Origin of the sequence: Rhabdothermincola sediminis (assembly GCF_014805525.1) — a bacterium.
Classification (GTDB): Bacteria; Actinomycetota; Acidimicrobiia; order Acidimicrobiales; family Acidimicrobilacustridaceae; genus Rhabdothermincola; species Rhabdothermincola sediminis.
Map to the genome: position 1 here is coordinate 89,659 of NZ_JACFSZ010000013.1, position 21,450 is coordinate 111,108.

Annotated in this window: 16 protein-coding genes and 1 pseudogene; 7 read left to right on the top strand and 10 right to left on the bottom strand. The window is 71.5% G+C overall.

Annotated elements, in window-relative coordinates; genetic code table 11:
- Positions 1 to 284 precede the first annotated feature (284 nt).
- Complete coding sequence (locus HZF19_RS11785) at positions 285 to 2,450, bottom strand: acyl-CoA dehydrogenase family protein (RefSeq protein WP_208028982.1); 2,166 nt, start codon at positions 2,448 to 2,450, stop codon at positions 285 to 287.
- A 57-nt stretch (positions 2,451 to 2,507) separates the two neighbouring features.
- Between HZF19_RS11785 and HZF19_RS11790 the strand changes: the two genes are divergently transcribed.
- Positions 2,508 to 3,644, top strand: coding sequence for an amidohydrolase family protein (locus HZF19_RS11790; RefSeq protein WP_208028983.1), 1,137 nt, complete (start codon positions 2,508 to 2,510; stop codon positions 3,642 to 3,644).
- Positions 3,641 to 4,570: an alpha/beta fold hydrolase gene (locus HZF19_RS11795; RefSeq protein ID WP_208028984.1), complete on the top strand. Its 930-nt coding sequence runs from the start codon at positions 3,641 to 3,643 to the stop codon at positions 4,568 to 4,570. The genes HZF19_RS11790 and HZF19_RS11795 overlap by 4 nt, the downstream gene beginning before the upstream one ends.
- 31 nt (positions 4,571 to 4,601) lie before the next feature.
- Here HZF19_RS11795 and HZF19_RS17180 read toward each other — a convergent pair whose 3' ends face one another.
- Positions 4,602 to 5,927: a xylulokinase gene (locus HZF19_RS17180; RefSeq protein ID WP_208028985.1), complete on the bottom strand. Its 1,326-nt coding sequence runs from the start codon at positions 5,925 to 5,927 to the stop codon at positions 4,602 to 4,604.
- 72 nt (positions 5,928 to 5,999) lie between these two features.
- On the opposite strand from HZF19_RS17180, the gene HZF19_RS17185 reads away from it, so the two are divergent.
- Positions 6,000 to 7,313 (top strand): phenylacetate--CoA ligase family protein, encoded by a 1,314-nt coding sequence (locus HZF19_RS17185; protein WP_208028986.1) that lies wholly within the window; start codon positions 6,000 to 6,002, stop codon positions 7,311 to 7,313.
- Here HZF19_RS17185 and HZF19_RS11810 read toward each other — a convergent pair.
- The 4 genes and pseudogenes from HZF19_RS11810 to HZF19_RS11825 form a co-directional block, all read right to left on the bottom strand.
- Positions 7,283 to 10,585 carry an FtsK/SpoIIIE domain-containing protein gene (locus tag HZF19_RS11810; protein WP_208028987.1) on the bottom strand — a complete coding sequence of 1,101 codons (3,303 nt, stop codon included), beginning with the start codon at positions 10,583 to 10,585 and terminating at the stop codon, positions 7,283 to 7,285. The genes HZF19_RS17185 and HZF19_RS11810 overlap by 31 nt on opposite strands.
- A 109-nt stretch (positions 10,586 to 10,694) precedes the next feature.
- On the bottom strand, positions 10,695 to 11,162 hold the full coding sequence (locus HZF19_RS11815; RefSeq protein WP_372443460.1) for a magnetosome magnetite crystal formation protein family: 468 nt from the start codon (positions 11,160 to 11,162) through the stop codon (positions 10,695 to 10,697).
- Between the two features lie 32 nt (positions 11,163 to 11,194).
- A pseudogene (locus HZF19_RS17460) lies at positions 11,195 to 11,583 on the bottom strand (DUF3427 domain-containing protein); the annotation flags it as partial.
- 9 nt (positions 11,584 to 11,592) lie between these two features.
- Complete coding sequence (locus tag HZF19_RS11825) at positions 11,593 to 12,768, bottom strand: thiolase family protein (protein ID WP_208028990.1); 1,176 nt, start codon at positions 12,766 to 12,768, stop codon at positions 11,593 to 11,595.
- 57 nt (positions 12,769 to 12,825) lie between these two features.
- Here HZF19_RS11825 and HZF19_RS11830 point away from each other — a divergent pair, with 57 nt between their 5' ends.
- The 3 genes from HZF19_RS11830 to HZF19_RS11840 are packed head-to-tail and all read left to right on the top strand — an operon-like array spanning position 12,826 to position 15,704.
- Complete coding sequence (locus tag HZF19_RS11830) at positions 12,826 to 13,704, top strand: SDR family NAD(P)-dependent oxidoreductase (RefSeq protein ID WP_208028991.1); 879 nt, start codon at positions 12,826 to 12,828, stop codon at positions 13,702 to 13,704.
- Between the two features lie 14 nt (positions 13,705 to 13,718).
- A complete protein-coding gene (locus HZF19_RS11835) occupies positions 13,719 to 15,263 on the top strand; it encodes a class I adenylate-forming enzyme family protein (protein ID WP_208028992.1) in 1,545 nt (514 codons plus the stop codon).
- Positions 15,264 to 15,704: an FAS1-like dehydratase domain-containing protein gene (locus tag HZF19_RS11840; protein ID WP_208028993.1), complete on the top strand. Its 441-nt coding sequence runs from the start codon at positions 15,264 to 15,266 to the stop codon at positions 15,702 to 15,704.
- A gap of 3 nt (positions 15,705 to 15,707) precedes the next feature.
- Here the strand turns inward: HZF19_RS11840 and HZF19_RS11845 are convergent, their stop codons facing one another.
- Entirely contained in the window at positions 15,708 to 15,884 is a 177-nt protein-coding gene (locus HZF19_RS11845) for a hypothetical protein (protein ID WP_208028994.1), read from the bottom strand.
- A gap of 23 nt (positions 15,885 to 15,907) precedes the next feature.
- The gene (locus HZF19_RS11850; protein WP_208028995.1) at positions 15,908 to 16,840 is read right to left on the bottom strand and encodes an alpha/beta fold hydrolase; all 933 of its coding nucleotides are present in this window, start codon (positions 16,838 to 16,840) and stop codon (positions 15,908 to 15,910) included.
- Positions 16,841 to 16,903: 63 nt separating this feature from the next.
- Between HZF19_RS11850 and HZF19_RS11855 the strand changes: the two genes are divergently transcribed.
- Positions 16,904 to 18,445: an AMP-binding protein gene (locus HZF19_RS11855; protein WP_208028996.1), complete on the top strand. Its 1,542-nt coding sequence runs from the start codon at positions 16,904 to 16,906 to the stop codon at positions 18,443 to 18,445.
- A gap of 16 nt (positions 18,446 to 18,461) precedes the next feature.
- On the opposite strand, the gene HZF19_RS11860 is transcribed toward HZF19_RS11855, so the two are convergent.
- The gene (locus HZF19_RS11860) at positions 18,462 to 18,860 is read right to left on the bottom strand and encodes a nuclear transport factor 2 family protein (RefSeq protein WP_208028997.1); all 399 of its coding nucleotides are present in this window, start codon (positions 18,858 to 18,860) and stop codon (positions 18,462 to 18,464) included.
- Between the two features lies 1 nt (position 18,861).
- Entirely contained in the window at positions 18,862 to 21,441 is a 2,580-nt protein-coding gene (locus tag HZF19_RS11865; protein WP_208028998.1) for a sensor domain-containing protein, read from the bottom strand.
- Between the last annotated feature and the right edge of the window lie 9 nt (positions 21,442 to 21,450).

Below are 21,450 nucleotides of genomic sequence, written 5' to 3' on the forward strand. Positions count from 1 at the left end.
CGCTCCCGTTCCCAATCGGCATGTCAAACGCGTGCCAGAGCACGCGCTTCGCCTGCCAGTCCGACGAGGGTCGACCGGATACCCACCCCACCTTCCCAACCGGCATGTCAAACGCGTGCCAGAGCACGCGCTTCGCCTGCCAGTCCGACGAGGGTCGACCGGATACCCACCCCACCTTCCCAACCGGCATGTCAAACGCGTGCCAGAGCACGCTTTTGACATGCCAGAACGGGGAGAGGAGGAGGACGACGACGACGACGAGGACACTTGTGCCATCGACACGTTCAGGGGTCCCGGGGAAGGCCGAGGAGGCGCTCGGCGATGATGTTGCGCTGCACGTCACTGGTACCCCCGGCGATGGAGAGCGCCCGGTTGCCGAGGAACCCGGCGATCCACACCGCGGCCTCGCCCTCGTCGATCGCGCCTTCGGGGCCGAGTAGCGCCAGGCCCACCTCCTGGACCCGTTGCTCGTGCTCCACCCCGAGCAACTTGCGCAGACTGGACTCCGGCCCGGGCTCGGCACCGTGCAAGGCGCGCAGCGTCGAGCGCAGGCCGAGCACCGCGATCGCCTCCCCTTCGGCGACCAGGGCACCGACCTCCCCGAGGTGCTCCGCCGCACCCTTCATGGCCAGCACCGCCTCCATGCCGGGCCCGAACGACGACCCACTCCCCATCGACACCCGTTCGTTCGCCAGCGTGGTGCGCGCCGCCTGCCAACCATTGTCGACCCCTCCCACGACGCAGTCGTCGGGGACGAAGACCTCGTCCAGAAACACCTCGTTGAACAGGGCCTGGCCCGTCAGCTCGCGCAGCGGGCGGATGTCGAGACCCGGGGACGACATGTCGACCATGAAGCAGGTGATGCCCTCGTGCTTGTCGACCCGCGGGTTGGTGCGGGCCAGGCAGATGCCCCAGTGGGCGAGATGGGCCATGGTCGTCCAGACCTTCTGCCCGGTGAGCAGCCAGCCACCCTCGACCCGCTCAGCCCGGGTGGTGAGCGACGCCAGGTCGCTGCCCGCGCCCGGCTCGCTGAACATCTGACACCACAGGATCTCCCCGTACAGGGTCGGTCGGATCCAGCGCTCCTGCTGCTCGAGGGTCCCGTGGGCGATGAGGGTGGGCAGCACCCAGGTGCCGACCTGCAGGTGCGGCCGATGCACCCGCGCCGCGGCGAACTCCTCGTCGATCACCAACTGCTCGACCGGTCCGGCGTCCCGACCCCAGGGCCGGGGCCAGTAGGGGACGAGGTAGCCGGCATCAGCGATACGACGGTTCCACTCCGGCTTCTCGTGGGTGCGCAGCTCGTCGAGGAAGGACCGCACCTCGGCCCGGATGGCGTCCGCCTCGGGTGGGAGCTCGGCTCGCAGCGTGCGCCGGATGCCGGCGAGGGCCAGCTCACCGCAACGGGCAGCCGATCCGGGCAGGAGCTGGCGCATCGCGGTCGCCCGCTTCAGATAGAGGTGCGCGTCGTGCTCCCACGTGTAGCCGATGCCGCCGAGGACCTGGATACAGTCCTTCGCCACCGCGAAGAACGCGTCGGGCGCCAGCGCGGCAGCGACCGCCGCGGCCATGGCGGCTTCCTCACGGGCAGCCGGGTCACCGGCGCGGGCCACATCGCAGGCCACACCACGGGCCGCATCGCAGGCCACGGCGGCGTCCCAGGCCGCGGCGCGGGCCAGCTCGGTGCGCAACAGCATGTCGGCACAGCGATGCTTCACCGCTTGGAACTGCCCGATCGGCCGACCGAACTGGATCCGCACCTTGGCGTAGCTCGCCGCGGTGTCCACGCACCATGCCGCGCCACCCACTGCCTCCGCGGCCACCAGCGTCGCGGCCAGCTCGCGGATGGCGATGCGCCCGGGCCCGCTCGCCAATCGGTGCTCGGGGACCTGGAAGAGCTCCGGGTCGGCCTCGACCGTCGCCACCCGCCGAGTGGCATCCAGGCTCGGTCGCGGGGTCACCGTGACCGCGTCCCGCGCCACCACCGCCCACCCGTCGCCGTTCGGGGACGGGAGCACGAGCACGTCGGCCAGCGAGGCGCCCAGCACGGGCGCGTCCGGCGAGAGCCCCACCGCCCCGACGAGTGACCCCTCGGCCAGACCAGGGAGCCACCGCTCCTGCTGGGCCTGGTCACCGGCGAGCACCAGCGCGGCGGAGGCGAGCACCGTGGGCAGCACCGGGCCGGGCGCGCACACCCGCCCCAGCTCCTCGAGCACCACGGCCAGCTCGACCAACCCGTAGCCCTCCCCTCCGAACTCCTCGGGGACGTGCAGGCGCAGCCACCCGCTCGCCGCCAGGTCGTCCCAGAAGGGGGGCATGGTCTCGGCTGGCGCGTCGAGGGTGGCCCTCGACACCGAGGGGTCGCAGTGGGCGTGTACCCAGCGGTGCACCGCATCGTGCAGCGCGAGGTGCTCGTCGGTGATCCCGATGCTCCCGAGACGGATCGCCATGGTCCAGCTAACCTCCGAACCTGACAATCGTGTCACATCGCTGACGGGAGGCGGCACGTGACGGTGATCGACGCGGACGCGCACGTCAACGAGGACCCGCTGGCTTGGACCGAGCTGGAGGCAGCCCACCCGGGGTGGCTGTCGGCCGGGCGCTCCGGTGGGCGCTGGGTGGCCCAGATCGACGGCAAGCTCTTCCCCGTCCAGGACGGCCCGGGCTGCGGCGTGCCGATCGACTCCGCGACCTCCCCGGCCTGCGCCGCGGGGGCGGCGGACCTCGACCGGCGGCTGGCGGACATGGACCAGGAAGGCATCGACGTGCAGGTCCTCTTCGGAGGGCTGATGATCGGGCTGTCGACCTACCGGGACCCCGGCTTCGCCCACGACGTCGCCCGGGCCTACAACGACTGGCTGATCGACAAGGTGTGCGGACGGGCGCCCGAGCGGCTCAAGGCGGTGGCCGTGGTCCCGCTCCAGGACGTGCCTCGTGCGATCGACGAGCTGCGACGGGCCCGGGGCAAGGGGGCGGTGGCGGTGACCATCCCGCCGGTGCTCGGCGAGGCGAACCTCGATGATCCCGCGCTACTGCCGTTCTTCGAAGCGGCGGCTGGCGAGGACGTGGCCGTCACGATCCACTCCGCGCCGGGCATGAACGTGCCGCTCCCCGCGGCGGGCCGGTTCGCCAACTACGCGCAGGTCCACTGCCTGTCGTTCCCAGTCGATCAGATGGTGGCCCTCACCGCGCTGGCCATGGGCGGGGTGCTCGACCGGCTTCCGCGGCTGCGGGTGGGGTTCATGGAGTCGGGCATCGGCTGGGTGCCCTACTTCCTCCACCGGATGCACGAGCACAAGGAGAAGCGCCCCGAGCTGCTGGCGGCGATGACCGGCGATCCTCGGGACCACCTGGAGCGGGGCCAGCTGTTCTTCTCCTTCGAGGCCGAGGAGCCGCTGCTCGAGGTGTGCGTGGAGCAGCTGGGCGCCGACGCCTGGGTCTATGCGTCGGACTACCCGCACTGGGATTCGGACTTCCCCGGCACCGTCGAGGCATGCCGGGCGATGGCGGCCCCGCTCGGGCCGGAGGTCACCGCCAAGGTGCTCGGTGGCAACGCGGCGCAGCTGTACGGGTTGGCCGATGAAGCGGCTGCGGCGGTGGCAGCCGACGCATCGCACGGGGGGCACGGAGGCCCGGCCACGTGAGCGCCGGGAGCTACGACGAGTTCGGGCTGCTGCACGAGAACGCCGCCGAGGCCGGTCTCCCCTTCGATCCAGCTCGACCGCCCACGGTCGCCCGGTCGGCCGTTCGCGCTCCCACTGGGCACACCATCAGCGCGCTGGTGTGGGGGGAAGGGCCAGCGGAGCTCGTGCTACTGCACGGCGGGGGGCAGAACGCGCACACCTGGGACACGGTGGCGCTGGCACTCGACCGGCCCCTGGTGGCCATCGACCTGCCGGGACACGGGCACTCCGACTGGCGACCCGACAAGCGCTACCGGCCACAGGAGATGGCCGAGGACGTGGCGTTCGCCGTCGCGCAGCTCGCGCCGGGGGCGACGACGATGGCGGGGATGTCGCTCGGCGGTCTCACCGCCCTCGCCGCGCTGGCCGAGCGTGGCGAGCTGGCCGAGCGCCTGGCGCTGATCGACATCACTCCCGGGGTGAACGCGCAGAAGGCCGAACCCATCCTGTCGTTCCTCGACGGGCCCGAGGTGTTCGCGTCCTTCGACGAGATCCTCGAGCGCACGATGGCGTTCAACCCGACCCGTTCCCGCTCCTCGCTGCGCCGGGGGGTGCTGCACAACGCCCGCGAGCGCGAGGACGGGACCTGGGTGTGGCGCTACGACCTGCCCACCGGCGAGCGCCTCGACGACCTCGAGCATCGCTTCGCCGACCTCTGGGACGCCGTGTCCGCGCTCGGCTGTCCGCTGCTGTTGGTGCAGGGAGGGCTGTCGAGCGTGGTCGACGACGACGACGTGGCTGAGCTGCAGCGCCGCAAGCCCGGCACCGAGGTGATCGTGGTCGAGGATGCCGGCCACAGCGTGCAAGGTGACCGGCCGTTGGAGTTGGCCCGCATCCTGGCCGCCTTCCACCACGGGTACCACGAAGGACCGGCCGGGTCGATCTGACGACAGGTAGGGCGCGCTGGTCCCGGCGCGGTCACCCGCCGCCGCGGCCCGCCTCCGTCAGGTCGACGAAGCGCCGGTAGCGACGATCGGCCGCCTCGGTCCAGGCCGGGTGGGGCTCGACCCGCCGGGCCACCCTCGCCCACCGGCCGGCGCCGGTCGCGGACTCCTCTACCCCGGCCGTCACTCGCGCCAGGAAGGCGGCCCCGAGCGCGCCGCCCTCGGGCACGGCCACGATGTCGACCGGCAGGCCGGTGCAATCGGCCAGGGCCTGCACCCACGCTTCGACCCGGGTGCCACCACCGGTGGCCACGATGCGCCGGGCTCGCGCCCCGGCGAGCTCCAGGTGGTGGCGGACCACGAACCCCGATGCCTCGTGCGCGGCCCGCCGCAGCTCGGCCGGGCCGTGGGTGAGGTTCAGGTCGTGCAGGGAGGCCCGTCGCGACGGGTCGTGCAGCGGGGTGCGCTCACCCCGCACGTAGGGCAGCCAGATCGGGACCCGCTCCGGGTGCCGCGCCGGTTCGCGGCGACGGCCCAGCAGCCGGCCGGCCCAGTCGAGGAAGAGCCCACCGGCGTTCGAGGGCCCACCGACGAGGGTCTTGCCGGGCGCGGTGTGGGGCACGGTCCACAGGCCGGGCACCTCGCGCCAGTCGGGCACCACCGCCCAGGTGATGAGGGTAGTGCCGAGGATGACCAGCACGTCCCCGTCGTGGTCCGCGCCGGCCACGAGCTGTTCGGCCAACGCGTCGACGGTCCCGGGGCCCATCATCGCGCCACCGAGTGAGCCAATGGCCTCGTCACCCGCCACCACCCGGGGGAGCTGCTCGACCGACACACCCGCCTCGGCCGCCACGGCCGGGTCCCACGCGGTGTAGTCGTAGAGGGGGTGGGTGGTGATGGCCACCACCGCGTCGATGGCCCCGACGCCACACAGGGCGTGGTTCGCCACCGCCTGCGCCGGCCAGTAGCCGTGCGCCTGAGGCGCCCGCCGGGCACACCAGCGGAGGAACCGCAGCAGCTCCCCGCTCTCGGCGGGGTTCTTGCCGGTGACCGGCCCGCCCCGCACGTCGCCGTAGAGCAGCCCCGGGGTGAGGGCCCGGCCCCGGCGGTCGACGGCGCACAGCGAGGGGACGAAGGCGGCGACGTTCACTGCCGCCACGTCGAGGCCGGCGCTCACCTTGCGGTAGGCGGCTCGGACGTTGCGGCGCCAGGCCCGGTCGGCGTCGTGCTCGAAGCGGTCCGGCTCGGGGGAGCGCACCTCGTGGACCACCCGGGCGCGGGCCAGCACGGTGCCGTCGTCGTCGACCGCCACGGCCTTGACCGAGGTGGTGCCGATATCGAGTCCCACCGTGACGGTCACCGCCCCTCCTCCGGCCTCCCGCGATGCGGTTTCCTGACGATGATGTCAGGTTGGAGGGTACGCTACCCGCCCGTGCCGACCTACCACCCGGGCATGCTCGGCCCGCTGCCCCGTGACCCCGACCAGAAGTTCTGGGACCCCGAGATGCAGACCATGCCCCGGGAGCAGCTCGAGGCCCTGCAGCTCGAACGGCTTCGCACCCTCGTGGACCGGGCGCTCACCATCCCCGTCCCCCTGTTCGCCCGCAAGCTGCGGGAGGCGGGGATCGAGTCCGGCGCGGACCTCACCAGCGTCGCCGACGTCAACCTGATCCCCACCACCGTCAAGCAGGACCTGCGCGACGCCGAGGCCGCGCACCCCCCGTTCGGCGACTACCGCTTCACCGATCCCCGAGAGTGCGTGCGGCTGGGCCAGAGCACCGGCACCACCGGCACCCCGACGATCGCCCTGTTCACCCGCAAGGACATCTGGATCGAGTACGAGTCCGCGGCCCGGGTCTGGTGGCGCAACGGCTGGCGACCCGGCCAGATCGTCACCCACGCTCACCCCGCGTACCTCTACGGGGGTGGGGTGATGCTCTCGGGCAGCCTCGAGTACTTCGGAGCGCTGAACCTGTGGGTCGCCCCGCCCGACACCGACGAGCTGGCGGAGCAGGGCATCCGCATGTGGCAGCGGGTCCGCCCGGACGTGTCGATGGTGGCGTTCAGTCTGGGCCGGTTCCAGGAGGTGGCGGCGAAGATGGGCCTCGACCTGGCCGCCGATGTGGGCCTGCCGTCGTTCCAGTTCCGGGGCATGGGTGACCGGGGCATGCCGATGATGACCGCGGGCCTCGAGTGCTACGCCTACTCGTCGGGGCCGTGTGGTGAGGCACCGGGCGGTCACATCCACGAGGACTGGGCCATCGTCCAGGCCATCGACCCCAAGACCGGGCGGGACGTGCCCGACGGGGAGTGGGGCAACCTGGTGGTCACCACCCTCGACCGGGACAACGGGCTGTTGCGCTACGACCTGGAGGAAGCGGCGGCGATCATGCGCGATCCCTGCCCGTGTGGCGAGACCACCGTCCGGGGGTTCTGGGGCGGCCGGTTCAAGGACTTCCTCGACTGCCAGGGCCACTACTTCCAGGTCAGCGAGGTGGAGCGGGCGCTGCGGTCGGTGCGCGAGGTGACCGTCCCGTCGCTCGAGTACGTGGTGGTCAAGCCCACCGACTCCGACGCCTCGCTGCAGGTGCGGGTCGAGCTCGACCAGGGCGAGCCTGCCGAGGTGGCCACCCGGTGCGAGGCCGCGATCCGGGAGCGCCTCGGGGTCGAGGCCCGGGTGGAGGTGCTACCACGCGAGTCCCTTGCCCGCTCCGGCTACAAGGCGGTACGGCTGGTCGAGCGCTGACCGGCGGGCGCGGCACCGGCCGCCAGGGCGCGGATCCACGCCGGTGAGGGCACCTGGAAGGGACGGAGGCGCACCACCCGGCCCGCGCCCTCGTCGTACAGCAGGGCCTGCGTCGGTGCCAGCGTGACCGCGGCCGGGCTGTCGACCAGGCTGACCGCGTCCTCCGCGGGCATGGGGCCCACGGCCCGCAGCGTGAACCGGCGCTGGACACCAGGCGCGAGACGATCGGCGACCGCGGCGGCAGAGCTGGCTCGGATGATGGTGTGCACCCCCCAGGGCGGGCCGGCCGACACCAGGGCCTCGAGCAGCGCCGTCACCTCCCCACCGCCCGGATCGAGATCGCGAGCCAGGTCCACCCCGTTGAGCACCACCAGCACCGGTGGCTCTCCGGTCGAGCGGGCCTGCTTGCGCCGCACGACCTCGCGGGCCGCTCGCTCGATGGCGGCGTCGAGCTCGCGCGAGCGGGAAGCCTGCACCCGGGCCAGGCCCCCGAGCGCGGCGAGCAGCTCCCCGAAGCCCGATTCCAGGGGGAGGCAGTCGATCGCCCGGACCTCGAGCTGATGCCCGTGGACCGCGGCGGCGGACAGCAGCGCCGCAGCCAGTATCCCGTGGCCGGCCTGCTCGTCGGCGGTCACCACCAGCAGGTTGGAGCCGGGCTCCCGCCGGAGCGTCACCTCGACCGGCCCGCCCAGGGTGACGGGCGCGCCCACCCACACGGACAGCTCGGCATCGCTAGCACGGCCAGTGCTGCCAGTGCTGCCAGGACTCGCGGCGCGCTCGGCGCCCGCGCTGCGGAGCTGGTCGAGCGCGCTGGCCTCCAATACCGCCGGCGCGGTGCTGGAGACCACCTCGGGCCGCCGGGCCAATCCCCGCTCGGCGGCCAGCTCGTCGAGGTCGCGCAGCTGCAGCAGCCGCTCCCGCGGACTGACCCGGCTCATCCGCAACCGGGTGGGCTCGGTCGAGCCGGGCCGGAGCAGCAGCGCTTCCCCCGTGCCGATGGAGCGGATCGCCGCGGCCAGGTCCTCACCGGCGCTCGGGGTCGCGAGGGCGGCGGCGTCCGCGAGCACCAGAGAGGTGCCGAGCGCATCGGGCACCCAAGCGATGGGCTCGAGCGAGTCGACCACTCGCTCCAGGGCCACCACGTGCAACCCGAGCGCCGGCCCCTCCACCACCAACCGGTTCAGGATCCGCCGGGCATCACGAGCGATGCGGGCCGAGCCGGCGAACAGCCGGCTGGCCCCGGCCACGACCAGCAACAAGCGGGAGAGCGGCCCGCCGGTGGCGGCCCGGAACGCCTCGACATCTCCTCGCTCCAACCCGGCGGCCCGAAGCAACGTGTCTCGCAGGTCGAGCTCGGCTTCGACCAGCTCGAAGGCGGCCAGCCCCAGGTCAGGGTCCGCCTCGGTGGCCACCAGCCGGGCATGCGGCAGCCTCGCCTCCCCGTAGGCCTCCAGGTCGATCGAGTGGGACAGGTCGGCGAGGACCAGCTCCACCTCGGCGGGCTCGTAGAGCACGGTGAGCGCGGTGAGGATGGTGTCCAGCGCGTGGTCCAGCTCCTTGCCCGCACCACCGACGACGAGCGCCCCGGGCGCGCCGGCCGAGTCGAGCCACAGGGTGGCCGGCCGGCGGCCGGCCATCTGCCCCAGGGGGATCGACACCCCCACCCGGGCGTCCGCCGACCACCAGCTCGACGGGTCCGCCGGGTCGACGGCCTGGCGCACCTGTGGGAGGTCGTCGCGGGCCGCCCGCTGGCGCGCGTGGTCGACCATGGCGAACACCTCGGCGTGACCGAGCGGGGTGTGCGCCCGGCGCCGGGCGTGCTCGCCCACCAGGGTGACCACCCGCTCGCCGACCCCGGCTGCGGGCCCGTCACCGCCGGGCGGTGGGCAGGGCTCGAAGCGGAACCGCCACGCGCCGGTGCGGTGGGTGTCGACCGTGAAGCCGTCGGCGTCGTGGCGGCAGGTGCGCAGCCCCGGCAGGGCGGCATGGCGGGTCCGGGCCCGTACCGCAGGGTCCCGCAGGACGATTGTGTGGACCCCGCATCGCGGCCCGTTCTCGGCGAGTGGCCCGAGCAGCTCCAGGGCCCGCTCGGTCAGGCCGGTGGGGTAGTCGGCGATCACCAGTAGGCGGTAGGGCTCGATCACCTCACCGAGGTCGAGATGAGCATCGGTGATGCTCGGGTAGCGACCCTGCAAGTGCGTGGCGATGACGTGCTCGACGTGGCGGGTGAGCTCCTCCAGGCACTCCTCGATCTCCTCGGGCGTGACCCGCACGCCACCACAGACCAGCGCCGGATCGAACTCCGCCAGGGCCAGGAAGGGGGCAAAGGTGTCCCCGAGGCCCTTGGGGTCGGCGAGCGCCAGGCGGACCCCACCCGGCGGCACCGCGGCGAGCACCCGGGTGAGGATGCCCTGCACCCCGGCCACGGCGTCGGCCCGCCGGGTACCGGTCTCCACCAGCAGGCCCAGCCCGTCGCGCAGCGACCCGAGCCAAGGGATGGTGGCGTCGGGCAGCTCCTCGTGGACCAGCGCACCGAGCCGGATCCACGGCTGGGGCGCCTCGGCGGGGGCCAGCGAGGCCCACCGGGGGTCGTCCCACGGGGCGCCCGGCACCGGCAGGGCTTGGGCCAGGCGGTCGAGGTCCCGCTGGAGGATCATGGTGCCGATCTCAAAGCTGGCCCGGGCCTCGGTGCCTTCCGCCACCAGCTCGTCCTCGGTCTCGGAGATCAGCCGTTGCCGTGTGCGCTCGGCCTCCTGCTCCATGAGCTCCAGCCGGGCGGCCGCGGCGTTGAGCAGCACCCCGATCTCGGGCAACCGGATGGTCCCGGTGATCCCCCGGGCCAGGCGCAGCTCCTCCTCGAGGCGGGCGATCAGGCGGTCGAAGCCGTCCGGGCGGTCCCGGTCCTCGGTGCCGAGCGTCGCCGGGCGAGACAGCGCGGTCTCGAGCACGTCGGCCTTGCCCTTCCGGGCCGCGAGGTCCCGGGCGTCGCGATACAGCTCGGCCAGGCGCTGCGTGCCCTGCTCGACCGCGGCCTGCTGGGCCCGCCAACGGGCCTCGATCCGCTGCTGCTCCTCGGCCTGGTCCCGCTCGAGGCCGGCCACGTCCGCGTGGAGGGTGTCGAGCAGGTGGGAGGTCCGCTCGAGCAGCTCGTCCACCACCGCAAGCGGGTCGGCGTCGAGCGCACTGGACTCGTCCCCCACCCGCTTGGGGAGTGGGGGGAGCTTCGCGTCGGCGGTGTCCGGTTCGGGCAGGTTGGTGAGCGTGTGGGTCATTCGGACCCGGTCCGATACTGCACGGAGCCGATATCGGCAGATCCGATGGCCGAGCTGAGTGATTGGCGGACCGGTTCAGTCGATCGCGCCGGTCAGCCGATCGCGTCGGTCAGCCGATCGCGCCCGGAACCATCCGGATGTTGATGGGGTACCGGTACCACTCACCCCGGTTGGCGGCGATCGTCGCTTGGATCATGAACACCAAGGAGGCGATCCAGACCACGAAGAACAACACGAAGCCGATGAGCACGAACATCAGGACGAAGCACACCACGTAGGCGATGAACAGCGTGATCTGGAAGTTGAGCGACTCGGCCGAGTGGTGTCGGATGAAGGGGTCTCGCTCGCCGTTGACCAGGTAGATCACGAGCGGGGCCAGGAACCCGGCGAAGATCGCCAGCAGGTGCGACAGCATGGCGAGGGTCTTGGGGTCGCCGCCGGAGCCGGTGGCAGGGGTGGGGGCGGGGCTGGGCCCGGGCTGGGCGGCTTGGCCCCACTGCTGACCGTCCCACCAACGGAGCTGGCCCGTCGGGTCGGGGTACCACCCCGGTGGCGGGTGCTCGGGCGCCGTCTCCATGGACGCGAGGATAGGTGGATCGGCGGGCCGGAGCCGGGCCGGGCCGAGGAACCAGAACGCCCGGTCATCGGTGCGGTGTCGGGCGAACAGCATGATCGAGGTGCCCATGGCCTCGTGGAGCTGGTAGCGACGCCCGGTGGGGCTGTCCGCAGCGGTGACCGACTGGCTCTCCCAGTGGATCAACTCCCTACTGGATGGCGTAGTCGCGATAGCGCGTGGTCGGTGAGAACCCGCCGGTGGTCTTGTCGAGGGTGAAGGCCAGCAGATCCGCGCCAGCGGCCTCGGCCCAGTACGCCCCGGCCTGCCAGGGTGCGACCTTCGCGGCGGTGCCGATGCCGAACGCGGCGAGGACCTCCAGTCTCGTGTAGCGGGCGTGGACCCGCAGTGGCACGTCCGGATGCTCGCCGAGCGCCGGGTGGACTCGCCCGCGCTAGCGCACCTCGATCACCGCGGCCGCGCCCATGCCACCGCCGGCGCACAACGACGCCACCCCGTAGCCGCCGCCCCGCCGGCGCAGCTCGTGCAGCAGGGTCACGAGGATGCGCGCCCCCGAGCAGGCGACGGGATGCCCCAGCCCGACGGCACCGCCGTTCACGTTCACGATCGACGGGTCGAGGTCGAGCACCTTGATGGTGCCCACGGTCATCGACGCGAACGCCTCGTTGATCTCCACCAGGGCGAGGTCGTCCATCGACAACCCGGCCCGAGCCACGGCCCGGGGGATGGCGATCGTGGGCGCCAGCCCGGTGTCCTCCGGTGGCACCCCCACCGCGCACCAGGCCCGCACCACTCCGAGCACCTCCAGCCCGTTGGCCCGGGCGTAGTCACCGTCGGCGAGCACCAGCGCGGCGGAGCCGTCGTTGAGCGACGAGGAGTTCCCGGCCGTGATCGTGCCGTCCGGCACCCCCGAGAGCACCCGCAGCGACGCCAGCTTCTCGAGGGTGGTGTCCCGGCGGGGGTGCTCGTCGGTGTCGAAGATCCGGGTCTCGCCTCCCCAGCCCCGCACCTCCATAGGCACGATCTCCTCGGCGAAGCGGCCGCCGTCGATGGCGGCGATCGCCTTCCGGTGGGAGCCGTAGGACCACTCGTCCTGCTCCTCGCGGGAGACCCCCACCTTGCGGGCGGTGTTCTCCCCCACGGTGATCATCATGTTCATGTTCGGCGCCTCAGGGCGGTCGGGGTGACTCGGCGAGAGCCACTGCTCGGGGACGCCGTAGGGCACCGGCGACTTGCGGTAGGTGACCGGGGCCTGGGTCATCGACTCCACCCCGCCGGCGATCACCACCCGGTCCATGCCGGCCCGGATGCTCGCCGCGGCGGTGGTCACCGCGCTCATGCCGGTGGCGCACTGACGGTTCACCGCCAGCCCGGGGGTGTCGGGCGGCAGCCCCAGGTCGTTGGCCAGGTACCGTGCGATGCAGCCGCCGCCCTGCAGCACCTCGCCGAGGATCAGGTCGTCGACCTCCTCGGCGGGCACGCCCGATCGGGCCAGCGCCTCGGACACGGACGCCTTGCCGATGTCGTAGATCGAGGTGTTCGCCAGCGCCCCCTCGTAGGCGTCGGCGATCGGTGTGCGGGCGGCGGAGACGATGACGGCTTCACCCATGGCCGGCATTCTCATCCCTGACATCTGTGTCAGCAACTGGCACTAGACTCCCGCCCCGTGGGAACCCTGGAGGGCAAGAGCGCGATCGTCACCGGTTCCGGCCGGGGGATCGGGCGGGCCGAGGCCCTGGCACTGGCGGCCGAGGGCGCGGCGGTGATCGTCAACGACGTCGACGCGGACCAGGCCGAGGCGGTGGCGGCCGAGATCGCGGCGGCGGGCGGGCGGGCGTCGGTGAGCACCGAGGACGTCGCCACCTGGGCCGGAGCCGAGGCCGTGGTCGAGCAGGCCCTCGACGAGCACGGCCGCCTCGACGTCCTGGTCAACAACGCCGGCATCCTGCGCGACGCCATGAGCTTCTCGATGACCGAAGCCGACTGGGACGACGTCATCCGGGTCCACCTCAAGGGCCACGCCGCCACCTCTCACTTCGCCGGCGCGCACTGGCGGGCCCGGGCCAAAGCCGGCGAGCAGCCGTCGGGGCGGATCATCAACACCACCAGCGAGTCTGGCCTCTATGGCCTGGCCGGCCAGGTCAACTACGCCACCGCCAAGGCCGGCATCGCGGCCATGACCATCGTACTCGGCCGGGAGCTCCGTAAGTACGGGGTGACCGTCAACGCCATCGCCCCCCGGGCCCGCACCCGCATGACCGAGACGGTGCTGGCGGGCCTCGAGCCCGAGGAAGGCCGCTTCGACGAGTGGGACCCGGCCAACATCGCCCCGGTGGTCGCCTGGCTGGCCGGCGACGACGCCGCCGACGTGAGCGGGCAGGTGTTCGTGGTGTTCGCCAACCGCCTCCACCTCATGGACGGCTGGGACCTGGCCAACACCATCGAGACCGAGGGCCGCTGGACGATCGATGAGTTCCGGGCCCGCAAGGCCGAGCTGTTCGCCGACCGCAGCTCTGGCCTGCCCCGCATGGGCTTCGGATCCTGAGCCAGGTCGTACCGATGACCGAGCTGCTGGTCGACCAGTTGCGGATCATGGCCCGCAGGTACCCCGAGGCGATCGCTTACCACGACCTCGACGGCGACCGATCGATCACCTTCGAGCGCTGGCACACCGACTCGAGCCGCCTGGCCCGGGGACTGATCGCCGCTGGGCTCACCAAGGGCGACCGGGTGGCCATCTACCTGCCCAGCGAGCACATCATCGCCTGGATCATCACCTACGCAGCGGTGCACAAAGCCGGCGCGGTGGCCGTGCCGGCCAACACCCGGCTGACCCCCCGGGAGATCGGCACCATCCTCGGCCACGCCGAGGTCGCCGCCGTGATCACCTGCGAGGCACTCGCCCCGACGCTCGATCAAGCTCGCCCCCAGCTGCCCACCCTGCGCACGACGATCACCGTCGACGGCGGACCCGAGAGCAGTCCCGGCGCCTGCTCGTGGGACGAGGCACTCGACCACGACGGCGACGACATCCAGGTTCCGGTCAGCGAGGGCGACCTGGCCGACATCATGTACACCTCGGGCACCACGGGACTGCCGAAAGGGGTCGCGGTCCGCCACCGCAACGCCGCCCTGCTCCCCAACGGTGAGGTGCCCTGGAGCGGCCATGCCTGGCTGCAGGGCTCGCCGCCGTTCACCTTCGCCGGCATCTCGTTCATCTACAACCCGATGAAGCTCGGGATGTCGTGCCTGTTCCAAGCTCGTTTCGACACCGACCGCTGGCTCGACCACGTGGAACATCACCGCCCCACGGCGACCTTCCTGGTGCCGGCCATGGCCCGTCTGCTCACCACCCATCCCCGCTGGCCTTCCGCCGACCTGTCGAGCCTGACCCTGGTCAGCGTGGGCAGCGCCCCGCTCCCCCCGGAGACGCTGCTGGCGCTGTGCGACCGCCTGCCCGGGGCCACGGTCACCAACAGCTATGGCATGACCGAAGCCGGCCCCGCCTACTGCGCCATGTCCCGCGAGGAGGTGCTCAAGCGCATCGGATCGGTGGGCCAGCCCATGCCACCGATGGAGGTGCGCATCGTGGCGCCCGGCACCGACGACGACCTACCGGCCGGCGAGCACGGTGAGGTGCTGATCCGGATGCCCGGGCGGCACCGCGAGTACTACAAGGACCCCGACGCCACGGCCCATACCTGGGCCGGTGGTTGGCTGCACTCCGGCGACATCGGCTACCTCGACGACGACGGGTTCCTCTACATCGTGGGCCGGATGAAGGAGGTGATCATCCGGGGCGGCCACAACGTGCACGCCACCGACGTCGAGGCCGTGCTCTACGAGCACCCCGGCGTGCTTGAAGCAGCGGTGGTAGGCATCCCCCACGAGGTGCTGGGCGAGGACATCGCTGCGTTCGTCGTGCCCCGCCCCGCCGCCCGGCTCGACCCCGAGGAGGTGAGCGGGTTCTGCGCGAGCCGGCTCGCCGACTACAAGGTCCCCCGCCGGGTGCACGTCATCGACTCGCTCCCCCGCAACGCCACCGGCAAGGTGCTCAAAGCCAAGCTGCTCGACCTGCTCACGACGACCCAGGAGGACCGCTGAATGGCACTCGACGAGCTGAAGGGCCGAGATCTCGGCACGCAGCGGGTGGTGATCGAGCGGGCCCCGGTGCCCGTGTTCGCCCGGGCGGTGACCGACGATCACCCCGCCTACCGGGGCGACAGGGCGCCGGTGCCACCGACGTTCCCGTTCGTGATGGCCTATTGGGGCACCGTGGATGGCGAGGTGGCAGGCCTGCCGATCGGCGAGCTGCGCAAACGAGGGATGATCCTGCACGGCGAGCAGGAGTTCGAGTATCACCGCTGGCCGAAGGTCGGTGACGTCCTCGAAGGGCGCCGCACGATCGCCGACGTCTACGAGCGCGAGACCTCGAGCGCTCGGATGGAGTTCTACGTCATGCAGACCGACTGGCGTGACGCCGAGTCGGGTGAACCGGTCGTGAGCGACCGGTTCACCCTCATCGTGCGAGCCAAGAGGAGCTGACCGTCAGCCGGTCAACCGGGGCGTCGCCACCGCGATGGGAGCCGAGGTGGTCGTGGTGGTCGTGGGCGGCTCGCACACCAGGACCTCCGAGCTGATCACGAACCAGCCGGTCGCGCCGTCGGCGCCGCCACAGAAATACAGCGTGGACACCAGGCCCGCCTGCAGGTGCCATCGATGCACACCCCGATGTGATGGGCGACCTCTCAGCTCCTTGGATGAGGAGGCGCCGCCTCCCAGCGGAGCTCGTCGAGGAACGACGACACCAGGTTGACGGTCGAATGGGGGTTGTCGCCGGCCGCGAGGTGCCCGGCCTTCTCGACCGTCTCCAGCCGGGCGTTCGGGATGAGCGCCGCCACCTCCTCGGCCCCTTGCTGGCTCAGCACATCGCTCGCCGCGCCCCGCAGTACCAGCACCGGGCAGGTGAGGCGGGCCGCGGACTCCTCCACCCCGGCGAGGAAGGTGTCGAGGTTGTCCGCGGGATGGCTCTCGCGGGGCAGCCCCCGGAAGCGCCGGCCGAACCCGTGCTTCCACTCCCAGCGGCCGTCGCTGCGCTGGCGAAGGTTCCGAGTCAGGCTCTCGGGCCGGACGTCCTTGCGCTGCGGGAGGTACTTGGCGATCTCGGCCGCCGCCTCCTCCAGCGAGGCGAACGACTCGTGCGCGGCCATGAAGTCGATGATCTTGCGCACGCCCTCGGGCTCGAGGCGATGGCCCACGTCGATCAGCGCGATCCCCGCGGCCCGGTCGGGGTGGGCGTCGGCGAAGGCGATGGCGCTCAGCCCACCGAGCGACGCGCCCACCAGCGCCACCCGGGACAGCCCGAACTGGTCGAGCAGAGCGGGCAGGGTCGCGGCGATGCCCGACGGGCCGAACCCGTCGACCATCGGGTCCGAGTCCCCGTGGTTGGGGAGGTCGGGGGCGAGCAGGTGGTAGCGGCGCCCGATGGCCGCCCCGAGCTCTTCGTACATGTACGCGGTCTGGCCTCCGCCGTGGAGGCAGAGCACGCCGGGAAGGCCGCCGTGACCCCATTCCAGGTAGTGCACCTGGCGACCTTCGACGATGGTGAACCCGCTGCGACCGGACCTCGGCACGTCGTGGCGCGGCACGTCGTAGTCGTCGGGCACCTGGGCTGCGCTCATGGGCTCATTCAAGCCGCGCCAGATCACTGACGTCCACGTCAGAAATCGTGGCAAGCTGCCCCCATGGACCTGCTGCACTCGCTCACCATCGGTGACGTCCTGCGCGAGCACCGCCGCAGCTACCCACAGCGGATAGCGGTCGTCGACGGCGACGTGCGACTCACCTGGCCACAGCTCGACGATCGGGTCAACCGTCTGGCGAGCACGCTGGCCGCGAGCGGGTTCGCGACGGGCGACCGGATCCTGTGGTTGGGACAGAACTCCTTCCGGGTGCTGGAAGCGCTGTGCGCGGCGGCCAAGCTCGGCGGCGTGCTCTGCCCGGCGAACTGGCGGCAGGCCGCGGCGGAGCTGGCCTTCGTGATCGACGACGTCGATGCGCGCCTGGTCATCTGGCAGGAGCACGAGATCGGCGACGCGGTGCGAGAGGCCCGCCGGCTGGCGGGCGACGGCGACGCTCGATGGGTGCGCCACGACACCGACCCCGGGGACCCCGACAGCTATGAAGCGCTCCTCCAGGAGGGCTCGAAGGAAGACCCGGCGCTCGAGGTCGATCCCGCCTCCGCGGTACTGATGCTCTACACCGCGGCGTTCACCGGCACGCCCAACGGGGCCCTGCTGAGCCATACCGCGGTGTTGGTCCAGGACCTGGTGATGGGCATGATGCAGGAGATCTCGAACGACTACGTGTACCTGAACAGCGGGCCGCTGTTCCACGTCGCCACGTTCATGACCACCATGGCCACCTTCCACTTCGGGGGCACCAACGTGTTCACCCCCCGGGTGGACGCCGAGGAGCTCTGCCGGCTCATCCACGAGGAGCGCTGCACGGGCGCGTTCCTGATGGGGCCGACCATCAAAGAGATCCTCCGGCTCAACGCGGACGGGCGGTACGACCTCAAGAGCCTGCGCACCTTCGCCGGCAAGCCCGAGTGGAACGAGATGATCACCGTCGACACCAGCCCCTGGGCCCGGCGACCGGCCGGCTTCGGCCAGACCGAGGTGATGGGCATGCTGACCCTCAACGCCTGGGGTGGCGACGCGGAGGGCAACTCGGGGCGACCCACCCCGATGACCCAGGTGCGCATCGTGGACCCCGACGGCCATGAGGTGCCCCCCGGTGAAACGGGTGAGATCGTGGCCCGGGGGCCGACGGTGATGAACGGCTACCACAACCGGCCGGAGCTCAACGCCCGGCGCCTGGCAGAGGGCTGGCATCACACCAACGACCTCGGGCGGCGGGAGGCCGATGGGTCGATCACCTTCATCGGCCCGAAGGGCCGGCTCATCAAGTCCGCAGCCGAGAACATCTATCCCGCTGAGGTCGAGTCCTGCATCCAGCAGCACCCGGCCGTGCGCGAGGTGGCGGTGATCGGGGTGCCCGATCCCACCTGGGACCAGAGCGTGAAGGCCGTCGTGGTGCTGCACGAGGGGCAGACCGCCACCGCCGAGGAGATCATCGAGCACTGCCGGGCGCGTATCGCCAGCTACAAGAAGCCCCGCACCGTGGAGTTCGTCGATGCCCTACCCCGACAGGGCTGGGCGATCGACTACGACGCCCTCGACGAGCGCTTCGGTGGTGGCGGCTATCCGGGTGAGGGCCGCTGAGGATCGAACCGGCCCCTCAGCCGGTGGGCTCGTCGCCCAGGAAGACGATCTCCCGGCGAGCGAACCGCCAGCGCCCGCCGTCGAGCACCAGCCGGTCGTGGTAACGGCCGGCCGAGGTGATGGCGAGACCGGTCCCGGCGCGAGCCACGAAGACGTAGTCGGTCACCGCCCGGGCGGTGGCGCCCCCCTCATCGAGGTCGATGAGGGGGTTGGCACACAGGTGCTTGCCCCGCCGCTCGGGTGGTTGACCCTTCTCGATGAACGCCTTGATCGCCGCCCGGCCCCGATGGGTGGTGCCCATGACGTGGAACTCGGCGTCCTCGACGTAGAGGTCCGCCCACTCGTCGAAGCGGCCGTCGTCGCAGAGCTGACAGTAGAGAGCGAGCGTGCGGCGGATGCCTTCTTCGGGGGTCACGTCACGAGTCAACCACGCCCGCGGCGAGCACGCCGGCCCCGTCGAGCAAGCAATCGATCTCCGCTGGGGGACACGGCCGGGCGAAGTGGAAGCCCTGGCCGAGCCGACAGCCGAGCGAGAGCAGTCGTTCGGCGTGCACCGCGCACTCGACCCCTTCGGCCACCACGTCGAGGTCGAGCGCGCCGGCCATGCCGACGATCATGGCCACGATCGACTCCTCCCGGTCGCCGCTACCCAACCGGGACACGAAGCTGCGGTCGACCTTGAGCGTGTCGATCGGGAACCGCCACAAATAGCTGAGCGACGAGTAACCGGTGCCGAAATCGTCGAGGCAGAGCTTCACCCCGATCCGCTTCAAGGCCTCGAGCGAGGTGGCCGCGGCCTCGACGTCTCGCAGGAGGATGGTCTCGGTCAGCTCGATGTGCAGCCCGGCCGGGTCCGCGCCGGCGTGTTGCAAGCAGTCCTCGACCTTCTGGACCAGATCCGGTAGGGGGAGCTGCCGGCCCGAGAGGTTGACCGACACGAACAAGCCGGGCCTGCGCTGTTGCCACGTGGCCAGCCGCTCGCAGGCCTGGGTCAGCAGCCGCTCACCGAGCGGCACGATCAACCCGGTGTCCTCCGCGAGAGGGATGAACTCTTTCGGGGCGAGCAGACCGAGCATGGGGTGGTTCCATCGAGCAAGGGCCTCCAGCCCGACCACCCGACCGGTGGCCAGCTCCACGATGGGCTGGTAGTGCAGCTCGAACTCGTCCCGGTCGATGCCGTAGCGCAACGCGATCTCAAGCTTGCGATGCGACTCCACCCACGCCCGCATCTGCGCGTCGAACACGTCGTAGTCCTGGTCGGGCCGGTCCTTGGCCTGGTAGTAGGCGACATCCGCGTTGCTGACCAGCGTCTCGGCCGTTCCCGCACCGTTGGGTGAGAACGCGATCCCCACGTCTGCGGAGATGAACGCTTCGTCGTCCTCGCCCAGTTGGAACGGGGTCTTCATCGCCTCCACCAGCTTCGAGGCCAGCCACACGGCGTCGCCGACGTCGTCGAGCTCGTCGCTGAACACCACGAACTGATCGCCGCCGAACCGGGCCACCGTGCCTCGCAACCCCACCACGTCGACCAGCCGCTGGGCAGCGACCTTGACCAGCTCGTCGCCCGCGGCGTGACCGAGCGTGTCGGTGACCAGCTTGATCCGGTGCAGACCCACGAAGAGCACCGCCACCGGGCGCCCGTGCAGCCGGGCCCGGTCGAGGGTCGCGGCCAGTTGGGCCATCAGCAGCACCCGGTTGGGGAGGCCGGTGAGCTGGTCGTGGGTGGCCAGGTGCTCGAGCTCCAGCTCGAACGCCTTACGCTCGGAGATGTCGTGGACCATGCCGATGAACAGCCGGCCCGATGCGGTCTCGACGTCGGTCACCGTCAGCTCGACGGGCACCACCTGCCCGTCGGGGCGCCGGACGTGCACCTCGACCGGCCCCATCAGACCCGTGCGCTCGCCGCTCAGGTACTCGCCGAACGCGTGCTCGAAGAGCACCTTCTGGTCGTCGGCGATCAGCACCGACACGTGGCTGCCGATGACCTCGGTGGAGTCGTACCCGCAGATCCGCTCGGCCGCCGCGTTGAACTCGACGATGCGCATCTGTTCGTCGCAGGTGACGATGCCCTCGGCGGCAGCCTCGAGGATCGCCCGGGTGCGGTTGTCGCTCTCTCGCAGCCGGTTGGCCGCATCGACGGTGTCGGTCACATCCGCGACCGTGCCCACCGCCACCACCTCGAACTCACCCCAGTCCCGCATCACCGCGAACCGGGCCCGCACCCACAGGAACGAACCATCGGCCCGCAACAGGCGGAACTCGAACGGGGGAGGCATGATGCCGGTGAGCGATGGAGCGGCGATGTCGAGGGCCTGGGCTCGCTCCAGATCATCCGGGTGGACGAACTCGAGCCAGCGACGACCTTCGGCCTCGGCACGCGGGATCTGCAACATCTCCGCGAGCTGCGGGTTCACGTAGTCGAGCGCGCTGTCGTTGCCGACGATGAAGATGCCGATCGGTGCGTGCTCGGCGAGGAGCCGGAACCTGGCCTCGCTCTGGCGGGCCTCCCGCTCGCGTTCCACCAGCAGACGCTGCGCGTGCACCTGATCGGTGACGTCGAGCGAGATGGCCAGCGCCCCCGCCCCGTTCGGGAGCGGTACGGCATACAGCCGCGACGCCCAGACGCCCCCACGACCCTCGCCTTCGATCTCGTAGACGGCTCCCTCACCGTCGAGGACCTGCCGGAACAGCGACTCCCCGAGCGGGCCGAAGATCGATACCGGCTCACCGACCAGCGCACCGTCACTGAGCCCCAGCCGCCGCAGCCCCTTCCCGAAGGAACGAGTGAAGCGGCCTTCGGCATCGACCGCGAACACGGCGATCCCGATCGTGCTCGCGATCCCTCGCAGCCGCTGGTCGACCTCGCCGCCCGGCTCGGCGAGCGTTTCCAGGGCCATTGAGGTGACCGCGTCCGCGAACTGCAGGCCGGCGTGGTCGTCGAGGCGGCTGACCTGTCGCACGCTCGTGAGGGCCTGATCGCCTGCGTCCCCTGTCACGCACCCTCC

Coding starts and splice junctions, on each gene's coding strand:
- HZF19_RS11810 (WP_208028987.1), bottom strand. CDS start 10,585: ATGACCCACACGCTCACCAACCTGCCCGAACCGGACACCGCCGACGCG.
- HZF19_RS11850 (WP_208028995.1), bottom strand. CDS start 16,840: ATGAGCGCAGCCCAGGTGCCCGACGACTACGACGTGCCGCGCCACGAC.
- HZF19_RS11835 (WP_208028992.1), top strand. CDS start 13,719: ATGACCGAGCTGCTGGTCGACCAGTTGCGGATCATGGCCCGCAGGTAC.
- HZF19_RS11785 (WP_208028982.1), bottom strand. CDS start 2,450: ATGGCGATCCGTCTCGGGAGCATCGGGATCACCGACGAGCACCTCGCG.
- HZF19_RS11840 (WP_208028993.1), top strand. CDS start 15,264: ATGGCACTCGACGAGCTGAAGGGCCGAGATCTCGGCACGCAGCGGGTG.
- HZF19_RS11825 (WP_208028990.1), bottom strand. CDS start 12,768: ATGGGTGAAGCCGTCATCGTCTCCGCCGCCCGCACACCGATCGCCGAC.
- HZF19_RS11815 (WP_372443460.1), bottom strand. CDS start 11,162: ATGGAGACGGCGCCCGAGCACCCGCCACCGGGGTGGTACCCCGACCCG.
- HZF19_RS11855 (WP_208028996.1), top strand. CDS start 16,904: ATGGACCTGCTGCACTCGCTCACCATCGGTGACGTCCTGCGCGAGCAC.